Below are 13,849 nucleotides of genomic sequence, written 5' to 3'. Positions count from 1 at the left end.
GGCTTTTTATTGACCAAACATAAGTGAAAGTAGGTGGCTGGCGACCAGCATCGTGACTGGCTTAGAGCATTTGATACTTGAACATCACTAAACGGTATATAAAAGCGTTATAGGTATGCACCTAGTTATAAATACACTGGACATAATTTAAAGGCGCAACATTCTCAATGAAGAAGCTTGCTGCCGAATGAACTCAGTGAATAAGGTGCCAAATGAAACAGATTTCAATAAAGAAAAATGGCTGGACCCGAGTTGCCTTATTTAGCGCGCTAATCTTCGGCAGTGCAACCGCCAGTGCCACCGAGCTGCTGAATAGCTCTTATGATGTGTCCCGCGAGTTATTCAGCGCCTTAAATCCCGGCTTTGAAAAACAGTGGGAACAGAAAAATCCTGGTGACAAGCTGACCATCAAACAATCTCATGCCGGTTCCTCCAAACAGGCGTTGGCAATTTTGCAAGGGCTTAAAGCAGATGTGGTGACCTATAACCAAGTCACTGATGTGCAAATCTTGCATGACCGCGGCAATCTCATCCCGGCTGACTGGCAAGCGCGTTTACCTAACAACAGCTCGCCGTTCTACTCCACCATGGCTTTCCTGGTGCGCAAGGGCAATCCAAAGAACATCCATAGCTGGGATGATTTGGTGCGCGAAGACGTCAAGCTGGTATTCCCGAATCCAAAAACCTCCGGTAATGGCCGCTATACCTATCTGGCTGCCTGGGGGGCAACTGAACAAGCCAATGGCAAAGACGAGGCCCAAACCCGTGATTGGATGAAACGTTTCCTGAAAAACGTGGTGGTTTTTGACACCGGCGGTCGCGGGGCAACCACCACTTTTGTTGAGCGAGGCTTGGGTGATGTGCTGATCAGTTTCGAATCTGAAGTGAACAATATTCGTAAAGAGTATGGCAGCGACAAATATGAAGTCATTGTCCCGCCGGTCGATATTCTGGCGGAATTCCCAGTGGCTTGGGTGGATAAAAATGTCGAGAAAAATGGCACTGAAAAAGCCGCCAAAGCTTACCTCAATTACCTCTACAGCCCACCAGCACAGCAGGTGATCACCAGCTTTAACTACCGTGTTTATGATAAAGCGGCGATGGAAGCGGCTAAATCTCAATTCCCTGATACCAAATTATTCCGTGTTGAAGAGCAATTCGGTAGCTGGCCACAGGTGATGAACATCCACTTCGCCACTGGCGGCGTGCTGGATAAATTGTTAGCAGAAGGTCATCAGTAATGATGTCGGCATCCAGTAAACGGGTTCTGCCCGGATTTACCCTCAGTCTTGGGAGCAGCCTGCTTTACACCTGCCTGATCTTGTTATTACCACTCAGCGCGTTAGTGATGCAAGTTGCTCAGATGAGTTGGGCGCAGTACTGGGAGGTGATAACCAACCCTCAGGTGGTCGCCGCTTATAAAGTGACCTTACTGGCCGCCGGTGTCGCCAGTATTTTCAATGCAGTATTTGGCATGTTGATGGCCTGGATTTTGACGCGTTATCAATTCCCCGGCCGCAGTTTACTTGATGGTTTGATGGATTTACCCTTCGCCTTACCCACAGCGGTGGCGGGTTTGACACTGGCAACTTTGTTTTCCACCACCGGTTGGTACGGTGCCTGGTTATACGATGTTTTGGGCATCAAAGTTTCCTTTACCTGGTTAGGGATTGCGGTCGCCATGGCCTTTACCAGCTTGCCGTTTGTGGTGCGCACCGTGCAGCCGGTATTGGAGGAGTTAGGGCCAGAATATGAAGAAGCGGCGGAAACGTTAGGGGCCAGCCGCTGGCAGAGTTTCCGTCTGGTGGTGATGCCAGAGCTGGCTCCGGCCTTGCTGGCGGGAACCGCATTATCCTTTACCCGCAGTTTGGGCGAATTCGGCGCGGTGATTTTTATCGCTGGTAACATCGCCTGGAAGACGGAAGTGACCTCGCTGATGATTTTCATCCGTTTGCAAGAGTTTGATTACCCGGCGGCCAGCGCCATTGCGTCAGTCATTCTGGCGGTTTCACTGGCGCTGTTGTTCGGGATTAACACGTTACAAAGTCGCTTTGGTCGGCGGATAGGGGGGCATTGATGGCTGATATCACAGAATTTAATGGTGTGGCCCGCCCGCCCATCAACTGGGGCAAATGGACCCTGATCGCCATCGGCGCACTGTTCTCGGTTTTACTGCTGGTGATCCCGATGGTGTGGATCTTTATCACCGCTTTCTCTAAAGGGATCGAGGTGGTCGGGCAGAACTTATCTGACCCCGATATGCTGCACGCCATTTGGTTGACGGTGTTGGTGGCGCTGATTACCGTGCCGGTGAATCTGGTCTTCGGTGTGGTGCTGGCCTGGCTGGTGACACGGTTTGTTTTCCCCGGCCGCCAGTTATTGATGACATTAATTGATATTCCGTTTGCCGTTTCACCGGTGGTTGCCGGTCTGATGTATCTGCTGTTTTACGGCTCCAACGGCGTGGTGGGCGGTTGGCTGGATTCTCACGATATCCAATTGATGTTCTCCTGGCCCGGAATGGTGCTGGTCACCATCTTCGTCACCTGCCCATTTGTGGTGCGTGAACTGGTGCCGGTGATGATGAGTCAGGGCAGTCAGGAAGATGAGGCCGCCGTGTTGTTGGGGGCCTCTGGCTGGCAAATGTTCCGCCGTGTGACCCTGCCGAACATTCGCTGGGCATTGCTGTATGGCGTGGTGTTGACCAACGCCCGCGCTATTGGTGAGTTTGGCGCGGTTTCGGTGGTTTCCGGTTCTATTCGTGGCGAGACCTACACCTTGCCGCTGCAAGTTGAATTATTGCATCAGGATTACAACACCGCCGGGGCCTTTACCGCCGCCGCGTTGCTGACCCTGATGGCAATAGTGACCCTTTTTCTGAAAAGCGGCCTGCAATGGCGCTTAGCGCGTCAGGTTGTTCGTCTCGAACAGGAGCAAAAGCATGAGCATTGAGATTGATAATATCAGTAAGTATTTTGGCCGCACCAAAGTGCTGAATAACATCACACTTGATATTCCTTCAGGCCAAATGGTGGCGTTGCTTGGCCCTTCTGGTTCGGGAAAAACCACTTTATTGCGTATCATTGCCGGGTTGGAAAATCAGAACGCCGGGCGTTTAAGTTTCCACGGCACTGATGTGAGCCGCCTGCATGCCCGTGACCGCCGTGTTGGCTTTGTGTTCCAGCATTACGCGCTGTTCCGCCACATGACGGTGTTCGATAACATTGCTTTTGGTTTGACGGTGTTACCTCGCCGTGAGCGGCCTAATGCGGCGGCTATCAAGCAGAAAGTGTCGCAATTGCTGGAAATGGTGCAATTAGGCCATCTGGCTAGCCGCTATCCATCACAACTTTCTGGCGGCCAAAAGCAGCGGGTGGCTTTGGCGCGCGCGCTGGCGGTTGAACCACAAATTCTGTTGCTGGACGAGCCGTTTGGTGCCCTGGACGCGCAAGTGCGCAAAGAGCTACGCCGCTGGTTGCGCCAGTTACATGATGAATTGAAATTTACCAGCGTCTTTGTCACGCACGATCAAGAAGAAGCCATGGAAGTGGCTGATCGGGTGGTGGTGATGAGTCAGGGCAATATTGAACAGGTCGGGACACCCGATGAAGTGTGGCGCGACCCCGCAACTCGCTTTGTGTTGGAGTTCCTCGGTGAAGTTAACCGCCTGAGCGGTGAAATTCGCGGATCACAGCTGTTTATTGGTGCCCATCATTGGCCGCTGGATTTAGCCCCAATGCACCAAGGCAGTGTGGATCTCTTCCTGCGCCCTTGGGAGATGGAAGTCAACATTCAATCAAGTGCCCGCTGCCCGCTGCCGGTTCAGGTGCTTGAAGTTAGCCCGCGCGGCCACTTCTGGCAATTAACCGTGCAACCTATTGGTTGGCATCAGGATCCTATCAGCGTGGTCTTGCCGGAAGGTAACATTGACGCCCCGGTACGCGGCAATCGCTATTATGTGGGCGGATTAAATGCGCGCTTATATTCTGGCGATCAATTGCTGCAACCCATTGCTTTAGCCCAAAGCGCCTGATAAGTTTTTCTGTATATGGCGAAGAACGGTGGCTGACAAACCTATTTTGTCACACCGAGACTGGCGGGGCGACTGCACCGATGGGCGCTCCGACGGCTTACGCCGTTACGACCCATTCGGCACATTTCCCCGCTTATCAACTTAGCTAGTGGTCTGAGGTGGCCTAATAGCCACTCTTTTCTTTATTTGCCAATATAGACACGTACCCAAATCCAAAGGTAATGAATGTGACGACCCTCGAACACTGCATCGGCAACACCCCTCTGGTCAAACTGCAACGCATGAGCCAAGGGCTGAATGCACAGATTTGGGTCAAACTGGAGGGCAATAATCCGGCCGGTTCGGTGAAGGACAGGGCGGCACTGGCCATGATCCAGCAAGCGGAATTGCGCGGGGAAATCTCTCCGGGCGATGTATTGATTGAAGCCACCAGTGGCAATACCGGCATTGCGCTGGCGATGATTGCCGCCATCAAGGGCTACAAGCTGAAATTACTGATGCCGGAGAACATGAGCCAAGAGCGGCAGGCCGCCATGCGCGCCTATGGGGCCGAGCTGATTTTGGTCAGCCGTGAGCAGGGTATGGAAGGCGCGCGCGATCAAGCGCTGGCGATGCAAGCACAGGGGCAGGGTAAGGTGCTGGATCAGTTTAATAATACTGATAATCCGTATGCGCATTTTACCGGCACCGGGCCGGAAATTTGGCAACAAACCGCCGGGAAAGTCAGCCATTTTGTCTCCAGCATGGGGACGACCGGCACTATTACCGGGGTTAGCCAATATCTGAAAAGTCAAAATCCGGAGATAACTATTATCGGTTTGCAACCCGCCGAGGGCAGCAGTATTCCGGGAATTCGCCGTTGGCCAGCGGAATATATGCCGGGGATATTCCGCCCCGAATTAGTGGATCAAGTATTGGATATCACGCAGATCTCAGCCGAACAGACTATGCGCCGCCTGGCCACAGAAGAGGGGATTTTCTGCGGTGTTAGCTCCGGTGGCGCGGTAGCAGGGGCATTGCGCGTAGCAGCCGAAAACCCAGGCGCGGTGATTGTGGCGATTATCTGCGATCGCGGAGACCGCTATTTATCAACTGGCGTTTTTCAGTAATTATAGGTTGGCACTTATCTTGATGAATCATGGCGACTCGAGCCGGGTTTGAATCGCGCCCTGCTCGACAGCTAATTTCAACAATTTCAAATCCTATTCAATTCCAAACTCTACTAAATCCCAAACTCTACTAAATCCCAAACCCAAGCAAAACTCAATAATATGTAAGGATTGAGTAAAACCGGCTGCGCGCGAGTCAAATAGGCATGAAAATAGCCGAAATCAGGCTGGAGAGCGAAGAGATGAAAATTTTGTTAGTCGATGATGATGTTGAGCTGGGCAATATGCTGAGGGAATACCTAAGCGGCGAAGGTTTTAATGCCGAATTGGTCGTCACCGGTAAAGCGGGCATTGCCGCGGCTTTGTCTGGGGACTATACCGCCTTGATTCTCGACATTATGTTGCCTGACATGAGTGGCATCGATGTTTTGCGCCAAGTGCGTAAAAAAAGCCGTTTACCCATTATTATGCTGACGGCCAAAGGCGACAATATTGACCGTGTTATCGGCCTGGAAATGGGCGCTGATGATTATATGCCGAAGCCGTGTTATCCCCGTGAATTGGTGGCCCGGCTGCGCGCAGTATTACGCCGTTTTGACGAGCACCCCGCTGCGCCCTCGGCGGATGACAGTGTCATTACGCATAGCGACTTGACGCTCAATCCGTCGACCCGTAGCAGTGAATGGCGGGGCTTGCCCTTTGATTTGACGGCTTCTGAGTTTAATTTACTGGAATTGTTATTGCGCTCACCAGAGCGGGTGGTCACCAAAGATGAGTTATCCGACAAAGGGTTAGGCCGGCCGCGGGAAGCCTATGACCGCAGTGTCGATGTGCATATCAGCAATATCAGACAGAAACTCGCGGCATTGCCGGGGAATAGGTTAAATATTGAAACGGTTCGTAGCATTGGCTACCGCATCAGATAATTGCTATTGGTGGAGTAAGTTAAGTATGCGTGGACGGTTATTCTGGAAAATCCTACTGGGTTTTTGGCTGACTTTTATTTTAATGACCCAGATGCTCTGGGTGGTATTTTCCTTTTACGGCAATCGGCATGAACCGCTTGAGCGCGAAATGGTACGGCAGATGGCTAAGTTACAGGTCGCTTCTGCGGCCTCGGTGCTACAAAGTGGTGGCCTGCCAGCCCTAAATGCCATGACGGCGAACTGGTCAGAAACAGATAAAAATCATTTTTCGGTCTTACCGGCGACAGAAATCCCCCAAGTGACGACAGAATCACCGGATAAGGCGTTGCCAGCCAAAGGCCGAGGGCCAGAGTTTTACAGCAGAGACGTTACAGCTTGGGTCAAAGGATCGGATGGTCAGAATTATCGTATCAGTTACGACATTGATGGGTTGCGGGAAGTCAATCAGCAGGGAAGAGCCAGTGAGGGCCGCCATGAAATATTGAATATTCCGATCCCTATGATTTGGATGGGAGTGCTGGGCGGCTTGTTCTTCAGCACCTTGCTGGCCTGGAACCTGACGCGGCCAATGCGCCAACTGCGGGCCGGTTTTGAACGGGTGGCGCAGGGCGATTTGTCGGTGCGGCTGTTGCCTGTTATGCGCCGTCGTCATGACGAACTGACCGAAGTGGCGCGTGATTTTGATTCAATGGCTGAGCGGCTGAAAGAGTTGGTTAGTGCCCGTGAACAGTTATTGCACGACGTTTCTCATGAATTACGTTCTCCACTGGCTCGCTTGCAATTGGCGATTGGATTAGCACGTCAGAACCCCCAAAATGTCGCAAATTCATTGCAGCGCATTGAACATGAATCCGAACGGCTGGATAAGATGATTGGCGAGTTATTGGCGTTATCTCGCGCCGAAAACCACAATATCGCCGATGATGACGAGTATTTCGATTTGCACCAGTTAGTGGCCGTGGTGGTCAATGATGCTCGCTATGAAGCACAAGTACCGGGGGTTGAAATACTGCTACAGGTCTCACCGCAAGTTGACTATACCGTCAAGGGAAATGCCGAGCTGATGCGGCGGGCGATGGATAATATTGTCCGTAATGCGCTGCGATTCTCTGCCCAGGGTCAACAGGTCAAAGTGGTGCTTTCATTGATTGATAAGAGTTACCAGATTCAGGTTTCTGACCAAGGACCGGGCGTTGAAGAAAGTAAACTCTCCAGTATTTTTGATCCCTTCGTCCGAGTCCAATCAGCTCTCTCCGGTAAAGGCTATGGTTTGGGGCTGGCCATTACCCGCAAGGTGATTTTGGCGCATGGTGGGCAGGTTGAAGCAAGAAACGGCGAGCAGGGTGGGTTGGTGATTATCTTACGGGTGCCGCGTTGGAGTGCGGTAGAGTAAATTATCAAACAAAAACGGCGCACAAAGGCGCCGTTTTCCATATTCGTATGAAATTATTTTTTGATACGAATAATCGGCGTCTCACCCACGGTGACACTACCGGACAATTTAATCATTTCTTTAATCTCGTCCATGTTGGAGATAACCACCGGCGTCAAAGTAGACTTGGCTTTCTCTTCCAGCAGGGCCAGATTGAACTCAATAACTACATCGCCTTTCTTGACGCGCTGACCTTCTTCAGCGATGCGTTTGAAGCCTTCGCCTTTCAGTTCAACAGTATCAATACCGAAGTGGACGAACAGCTCAATGCCGCTGTCTGATTCGATAGAAAAAGCATGGTTAGTTTCGAAGATTTTACCGATGGTGCCGTCAACAGGAGCAACCATTTTATTGCCTGAAGGCTTGATGGCAATCCCATCACCAACGATTTTCTCTGCAAACACAACATCAGGAACATCTTCGATGTTGACGATCTCACCAGACAACGGCGCGACGATTTCAATAGTGCCACTGTCTTTTTTATCATCTGAAACCAGTGATTTCAGTTTATCGAACAAACCCATGATCTTCTCCTAAGTATTTATACTCGTCATACTTCAAGCTGCATGTGCGTTGGCTGCGCTCAATCACCCGAATCACTTACAACACAGTAAGCTCATCGGGACTCTCTCACTTGCCGCCTTCCCGCAACTCGAATTATTTAGAGTTTATATTGGGCAGCAGTCCAGTATCGTGGAATTAGCAGAGCGTTTTTTCTTCGATGAATGTGGTAACCAAATCCATCAATTCCTTCGCTGTTGGTTGAGCTAGTGCTTGCTCCGCCAACACCTTCACATCTTCGAAATTCGTATTACGGATAATTTTCTTGATGCGTGGGATCGAAATCGCACTCATGCTGAACTCATCCAGCCCCATGCCCAATAGCAACAGTGTAGCACGTTCGTCGCCAGCAAGTTCACCGCACATACCGGTCCACTTACCTTCAGCGTGAGACGCATCAATTACCTGTTTGATCAGGCCCAATACCGATGGCGACATTGGATTATAGAGATGAGAAATCAGCTCATTGCCACGATCTACTGCCAGAGTATACTGAGTTAGATCGTTTGTCCCAATACTAAAGAAGTCAACTTCTTTAGCTAAGTGGCGAGCGATGACCGCCGCCGCTGGTGTTTCAACCATAACACCGACCTCGATAGTTTCATCAAAGGCCTTATTTTCTTCACGTAATTGGCTTTTCAGCAGTTCAAGTTCTGCTTTCAGTTCGCGTACTTCTTCAACCGAAATAATCATCGGGAACATGATACGCAATTTACCAAATGCTGATGCACGCAAGATGGCGCGCAGTTGTGCATGCAGAATTTCTTTGCGATCCATAGCAATACGGATGGCACGCCAGCCCAGGAATGGGTTTTCTTCTTTTGGCAAGTTCATGTACGGCAGGTCTTTATCACCGCCGATGTCCATAGTACGGACGATAACTGCCTGAGAGCCCATGGCTTCCGCAACGGCTTTATAAGCCTGGAACTGCTCTTCTTCAGTTGGCAGAGAGTCGCGGTCCATGAACAGGAATTCGGTACGATACAGACCTACACCTTCAGCGCCATTACGTTCAGCACCGGCGATATCACGCACAGTGCCTATGTTGGCAACTACTTCAACCTGATGACCATCAAGGGTAATTGCAGGTAAGTCTTTCAGTTTGGCCAGATCATTTCTTTCGGTGATGTACTGAGTTTTCACCGCTTTCAGCTGCTCAATCACTTCAGCAGTTGGGTTTAAATAGATTTTGTTATTGACCGCATCGAGGATCAAATAATCATCATTCTGGATTTCTTTGGTCGCATGACTGGTGCCGACGATAGCCGGTAACTCCAGTGAACGAGCCATAATCGAGGTGTGAGAGGTGCGGCCACCTAAATCGGTGATGAACCCTAACACTTTATCCAGATTAAGCTGCGCGGTTTCTGACGGGGTCAAATCGGCTGCAACCAGAATCACTTCATCCGGAATTGCGCTCAAATCAACAATGGTCAGGCCGAGAATGTTCTTCAGAAGGCGTTTACCGATATCACGTACGTCAGCCGCACGTTCTTTCAGGTATTCGTCATCCAGTTCTTCCAGTGCTTTCGCCTGGCCTTCAATGACGGAATAAGCCGCGGCATCCGCAGACTGCTTATCATCTTTGATGAGGGCTATGATTTCCTGCTCAAGCTCTTCGTCTTCCAATAGCATGATATGCCCTTCGAAGATGGCCGCTTTCTCTTCGCCGAGACTGGCTTCAGCTTTGGTCTTGATCGCTTCCAACTGTTCAGCAGCTTTAGCCCGCCCAGTTTTGAAACGCTCGACTTCTTGCTCCACTTGGTCAGCAGAGATCTTTTTCCGGTTGATGACAATCTCATCTTCTTTCAGTAAAAGTGCTTTACCAAAAGCGATACCCGGTGATACTAAAATGCCTGAAATCATAACCCTACCTTACTCTTGACTGGTGTTAACTAAAGAAGCGCGCGTGATTACTCAAGCTCTGCCATCAGTTTTACCAGATGCTCAACAGCTTTCTTCTCATCTTCGCCTTCAGCCGAGATCGTAACAACAGTCCCTTGGGTCAGGCCCAGAGTTTGTAGTTTGAACAGGCTCTTAGCGCTAGCGCTTTTACCGTTAGAAAGCACGGTAATTTCACTTGCAAAGCCTTTTGCTTCTTTTACGAACTGGGCAGCAGGGCGGGTATGCAGACCGTTTGGTGCTGTAATAGTAACTTCTTGCTGGAACATTGTATTTCCCCAACTTATTGGATTTATGTTGTGGAGCTAAAGTTTAGTGTAAAAGCCAAACTTTAGCCTGTATTAGTGCGCGCATAACTCATCATTCAACTCGCGCATGACTATGCCTCAACCAGTGACAAGTCACAAAGACAGTTTCTGATGCAACCCGAATTCAGGTCTAAAATCATCACTATCAACTCTAAGAATAATGCTCTCTTTGCGTTATGTCTTCAATCAGCGTTCAGTGATGACATTTTTTGTTGTGTTGCATAATTGATAAATCGATTCAGCCAGAGAAACGCTCAATACGCGATTAATTTCGCGTATCGAAATAATTGACCGGTTAAATACTAAACCCAGAGGGTAAAATCAATCTTTATGTAGTAAAAACTTTGAAGCGCGCCACAAAAAAAGCACCCGTGAGGGTGCTTTTTTAGCATTTAGTGCGACGACCTGACTACTGTTGCAGTTCTTGTTCAGTGAACAAATCTGCGAACAACGCCGTGCTTAAATAGCGCTCACCCGAGGACGGAAGAATAACCACAATTGTTTTGTCAGTAAAGCCATCTTCTTCAGAAAGCTTGACCGCTGCCGCAACGGCTGCACCGGAAGAAATACCGGCTAAAATGCCTTCTTCGTCCATCAAACGGCGAGCCATAGAGATAGCTTCGTCATTGGTGACCAATGCCACACGGTCAACCAGACTCAGGTCGAGGTTGCCGGGAATGAAGCCAGCGCCGATACCCTGAATTTTGTGTGGGCCGGGTTTGATTTCCTGACCCGCCAATGCTTGAGTAATTACCGGAGAATCAGTGGGTTCAACCGCCACCGTGATAATCGCCTTACCTTTGGTATTTTTAATGTAGCGGCTGACGCCGGTCAGGGTACCACCGGTACCGACACCCGCGATAAAGACATCAACTTCGCCATCAGTATCTTCCCAGATTTCTGGGCCAGTGGTTTTTTCGTGAATTTCTGGGTTCGCAGGATTACTGAATTGCTGCAAAATAAGATAGCGGTCTGGATCGGTTGCTTGAATTTCTTCTGCTTTGGCAATGGCCCCTTTCATCCCTTTGGCGCCTTCGGTTAGCACCAAGTTAGCGCCCAGTGCTTTGAGCAGTTTACGGCGCTCAATGCTCATGGTTTCGGGCATGGTCAGCGTTAATTTATAACCGCGTGCGGCGGCAACAAATGCCAATGCGATACCGGTATTACCACTAGTAGGTTCTACCAGTTCTTTGTCTTTGGTCAGAATGCCACGATTTTCGGCGTCCCAAATCATATTGGCACCGATACGGCATTTAACACTGAAACTTGGATTGCGTGACTCAACCTTCGCCAAAATGCGCCCGTTACCGATACGGTTCAGACGAACCAGCGGCGTATGGCCGATTGTTAAAGAGTTGTCTTCATATATCTTGCTCATAGCCCGTCCTTTAACTCTATGAAAATGTAGGAATCGTTCAAAGCATACGCTAACAGTATGGCTATGGAAGTAAGGAATTGGTATATCGATATGTGATTAGGAAATAAGTTTTCATCCCAATCACTTTTAATCTCGGTAAATCACTTTTATTCTCGGTAATAGGGGCGCGGCCAGCACGCCCCTGCAAAATTATCGTGATGGTTGAACAAACTGGTCGCGGTAGCGCTCAACCCACATTGCTGTGGCACCACAGACCGCGACTGGCATAATCACTAGGTTAAGGAAAGGAATCATAGTGAATAAACTTACCAAAGCGCCAAATTGCAGGTTATCGACCTTATTTTGACGTAAAGCACTGCGCATATGCTGAAAACTCACTTTATGGTTATCAAACGGATAATCACAATATTGTATAGACAGCATCCAGGCGCTAAACAGGAACCACAGAACCGGGGCGAGGGTTTGGCCAATGCCGGGAATAAAGTACAGCAGCAATAGCACCAAAGCCCGTGGCAAGTAATAGGCTAATTTACGCCATTCACGCGCCATAATCCGTGGCAAATCCTTCATGATACCCATAATACCCGAGTCCGGCAGCGGCTTACCAGTCAGGCTGGCTTCTAACTGTTCGGCCAGCAAACCATTAAAGGGGGCCGCAATAAAATTGGCGAGGGTACTAAATAGATAACTGAACACCAGTAGCACTGAAATCACCATCACAGGCCACAATAAATAACTGAGCCACTGCAACCACTCAGGGACATAGCTCATTAACTGGGGAACCCAATCACCTATCCGGTTGAATAACCACCAAAAAGCCCCTCCCATCAGCAGAATATTCACCAATAAGGGCAAAATTACGAATCGCCGGATACCCGGACGGGAAATTAACTGCCATCCTTGGGCAAAATAATGGATGCCACTGACCTTTTTTACTGCTTTTTGCGTATACGCCATACCATTCAGTTCTCTATAAGCTTGTTGACCGGTGTATCATATCGGTATGATTTCACACTGCATAGTCACATATTGTGCGAAAAATAAGCAAAACATCTAGCATAATCATCTTTCTTTGAAGAAAATTGAGCACGGACTTGCACTTGTGTACGTTGGGAAATAGAGTTAAAGGGTGAATGTTTGCCGCGGTGGCAATGTATTGGAACAACAGAGATAGTAATGATGCAGGATTTGCGTCTGATATTAATCGTTGTTGGCGCGATCGCCATAATAGCGTTGTTATTGCATGGTTTATGGACCAGCCGTAAAGAGCGCTCATCAATTTTTCGCGATCGCCCAGTTAAACGTCCGAAACAAGAACGTGTTGAAACCCCGATCGAGAGTCTCGATGAAGGGGTGGGAGAAGTGCGCGTCCGCACTGCTCATCCACAAGAGAAGCCTTCGTTTAATCATCTTGATGAAGACGACGATGAACTGCCGGTGATTCAGCATACTGAAACCAAACCGGCTCAGGTTAAGGCGGAAGCTCGCCAGAAACCTTTTGCTTCAGTGCAAACAGGTTCAGTGGAAATAGATAACGATGACCCTCTTTTGGGTGGGCTATCTGCTGAGCAACCACCGCATGAATCACAGCGTGATCCTTTGTTTGGCTCGGTTGAGGAACATGACTCACAACCGCGTCACGCAGAACCACAACCTGTGGCTACACATGCCGCTCGGGTGGAATCACAATCAGAGCCTGTTGCTCCTGCTCCCGAAGTGAAACCGCAAAAGCTGAAAGAAACCGTTTTGGTGCTGCATGTTGCGGCCCATCATGGCGGGGCTCTGGGTGGTGAAGTGCTACTACAAAGTGTGCTTCAGTCTGGTTTCCAGTTTGGTGAAATGGGGATTTTCCATCGCCATCTTAGCCCAGCCGGCAGTGGCCCAGTATTATTCAGCTTGGCAAATATGGTGAAACCGGGTTCTTTTGACCCTGACACCATGTCTGACTTCTTAACGCCGGGTGTCTCAATGTTTATGATGGTGCCGTCTTATGGCGATGCGCATCAAAACTTTAAGTTGATGCTGCAATCAGCCCAACGTATCGCCGATGATGTCGGCGGAGTGGTGTTGGATGATGAGCGCCGCATGATGACTCCGCAAAAACTGGAAACGTACAAGGCCCGCATCCGCGAAGTGTTGGATGCAAACGCAACCGCCTGATAACGTTGCCTCGCAATGAATCGAATTAACCCTAACCCCC

At 49.6% G+C, this 13,849-nt stretch carries 13 protein-coding genes; 8 read left to right on the top strand and 5 right to left on the bottom strand.

The features are described 5' to 3' along the window. Positions 1 to 212: 212 nt before the first annotated feature. The 7 genes from FTA91_RS14675 to FTA91_RS14645 all read left to right on the top strand — a co-directional run bounded on the left by FTA91_RS14675 (position 213) and on the right by FTA91_RS14645 (position 7,461). The gene (locus FTA91_RS14675; protein ID WP_050112552.1) at positions 213 to 1,241 is read left to right on the top strand and encodes a sulfate ABC transporter substrate-binding protein; all 1,029 of its coding nucleotides are present in this window, start codon (positions 213 to 215) and stop codon (positions 1,239 to 1,241) included. Then, positions 1,241 to 2,077 (top strand): sulfate/thiosulfate ABC transporter permease CysT, encoded by an 837-nt coding sequence (cysT, locus tag FTA91_RS14670; protein WP_032820850.1) that lies wholly within the window; start codon positions 1,241 to 1,243, stop codon positions 2,075 to 2,077. The genes FTA91_RS14675 and cysT overlap by 1 nt, the downstream gene beginning before the upstream one ends. Next, positions 2,077 to 2,952, top strand: a complete 876-nt coding sequence (gene cysW / locus FTA91_RS14665; RefSeq protein ID WP_050112553.1) for a sulfate/thiosulfate ABC transporter permease CysW — start codon at positions 2,077 to 2,079, stop codon at positions 2,950 to 2,952. Before cysT ends, cysW begins: the two co-directional genes overlap by 1 nt. Further along, positions 2,942 to 4,033 carry a sulfate/thiosulfate ABC transporter ATP-binding protein CysA gene (gene cysA, locus FTA91_RS14660; protein ID WP_050112554.1) on the top strand — a complete coding sequence of 364 codons (1,092 nt, stop codon included), beginning with the start codon at positions 2,942 to 2,944 and terminating at the stop codon, positions 4,031 to 4,033. The genes cysW and cysA overlap by 11 nt, the downstream gene beginning before the upstream one ends. A 227-nt stretch (positions 4,034 to 4,260) precedes the next feature. Then, entirely contained in the window at positions 4,261 to 5,142 is an 882-nt protein-coding gene (cysM, locus tag FTA91_RS14655; RefSeq protein ID WP_050112879.1) for a cysteine synthase CysM, read from the top strand. Positions 5,143 to 5,384: 242 nt separating this feature from the next. Continuing rightward, positions 5,385 to 6,068, top strand: a complete 684-nt coding sequence (locus FTA91_RS14650) for a response regulator transcription factor (protein ID WP_050112880.1) — start codon at positions 5,385 to 5,387, stop codon at positions 6,066 to 6,068. A gap of 25 nt (positions 6,069 to 6,093) precedes the next feature. Continuing rightward, positions 6,094 to 7,461, top strand: coding sequence for an ATP-binding protein (locus FTA91_RS14645; protein ID WP_050112555.1), 1,368 nt, complete (start codon positions 6,094 to 6,096; stop codon positions 7,459 to 7,461). Between the two features lie 53 nt (positions 7,462 to 7,514). Here FTA91_RS14645 and crr read toward each other — a convergent pair whose 3' ends face one another. From crr to cysZ, 5 genes are all read right to left on the bottom strand, one after another. Then, positions 7,515 to 8,024: a PTS glucose transporter subunit IIA gene (crr, locus tag FTA91_RS14640; protein ID WP_050112556.1), complete on the bottom strand. Its 510-nt coding sequence runs from the start codon at positions 8,022 to 8,024 to the stop codon at positions 7,515 to 7,517. A gap of 175 nt (positions 8,025 to 8,199) precedes the next feature. Next, positions 8,200 to 9,927, bottom strand: a complete 1,728-nt coding sequence (gene ptsI, locus FTA91_RS14635) for a phosphoenolpyruvate-protein phosphotransferase PtsI (RefSeq protein ID WP_145535256.1) — start codon at positions 9,925 to 9,927, stop codon at positions 8,200 to 8,202. A gap of 47 nt (positions 9,928 to 9,974) precedes the next feature. After that, positions 9,975 to 10,232 carry a phosphocarrier protein Hpr gene (gene ptsH / locus FTA91_RS14630; protein ID WP_050112557.1) on the bottom strand — a complete coding sequence of 86 codons (258 nt, stop codon included), beginning with the start codon at positions 10,230 to 10,232 and terminating at the stop codon, positions 9,975 to 9,977. A 448-nt stretch (positions 10,233 to 10,680) separates the two neighbouring features. Then, entirely contained in the window at positions 10,681 to 11,649 is a 969-nt protein-coding gene (gene cysK / locus FTA91_RS14625; protein WP_050112558.1) for a cysteine synthase A, read from the bottom strand. A gap of 189 nt (positions 11,650 to 11,838) precedes the next feature. Then, positions 11,839 to 12,606 (bottom strand): sulfate transporter CysZ, encoded by a 768-nt coding sequence (gene cysZ, locus FTA91_RS14620; RefSeq protein ID WP_050112559.1) that lies wholly within the window; start codon positions 12,604 to 12,606, stop codon positions 11,839 to 11,841. Positions 12,607 to 12,825: 219 nt separating this feature from the next. Here cysZ and zipA point away from each other — a divergent pair, with 219 nt between their 5' ends. Then, on the top strand, positions 12,826 to 13,809 hold the full coding sequence (zipA, locus tag FTA91_RS14615) for a cell division protein ZipA (RefSeq protein ID WP_050112560.1): 984 nt from the start codon (positions 12,826 to 12,828) through the stop codon (positions 13,807 to 13,809). The last annotated feature ends 40 nt before the right edge of the window (positions 13,810 to 13,849 follow it).

It is taken from the genome of Yersinia thracica (assembly GCF_902170565.1).
GTDB classification, from domain to species: domain Bacteria; phylum Pseudomonadota; class Gammaproteobacteria; order Enterobacterales; family Enterobacteriaceae; genus Yersinia; species Yersinia thracica.
Note: the sequence above shows the minus strand (reverse complement) of the source record. Positions and strands in the feature narration are given on the sequence as shown.

Coding starts and splice junctions, on each gene's coding strand:
- FTA91_RS14675 (WP_050112552.1), top strand. CDS start 213: ATGAAACAGATTTCAATAAAGAAAAATGGCTGGACCCGAGTTGCCTTA.
- cysT (WP_032820850.1), top strand. CDS start 1,241: ATGATGTCGGCATCCAGTAAACGGGTTCTGCCCGGATTTACCCTCAGT.
- cysW (WP_050112553.1), top strand. CDS start 2,077: ATGGCTGATATCACAGAATTTAATGGTGTGGCCCGCCCGCCCATCAAC.
- cysA (WP_050112554.1), top strand. CDS start 2,942: ATGAGCATTGAGATTGATAATATCAGTAAGTATTTTGGCCGCACCAAA.
- FTA91_RS14650 (WP_050112880.1), top strand. CDS start 5,385: ATGAAAATTTTGTTAGTCGATGATGATGTTGAGCTGGGCAATATGCTG.
- FTA91_RS14645 (WP_050112555.1), top strand. CDS start 6,094: ATGCGTGGACGGTTATTCTGGAAAATCCTACTGGGTTTTTGGCTGACT.
- crr (WP_050112556.1), bottom strand. CDS start 8,024: ATGGGTTTGTTCGATAAACTGAAATCACTGGTTTCAGATGATAAAAAA.
- ptsI (WP_145535256.1), bottom strand. CDS start 9,927: ATGATTTCAGGCATTTTAGTATCACCGGGTATCGCTTTTGGTAAAGCA.
- ptsH (WP_050112557.1), bottom strand. CDS start 10,232: ATGTTCCAGCAAGAAGTTACTATTACAGCACCAAACGGTCTGCATACC.
- cysK (WP_050112558.1), bottom strand. CDS start 11,649: ATGAGCAAGATATATGAAGACAACTCTTTAACAATCGGCCATACGCCG.
- cysZ (WP_050112559.1), bottom strand. CDS start 12,606: ATGGCGTATACGCAAAAAGCAGTAAAAAAGGTCAGTGGCATCCATTAT.
- zipA (WP_050112560.1), top strand. CDS start 12,826: ATGATGCAGGATTTGCGTCTGATATTAATCGTTGTTGGCGCGATCGCC.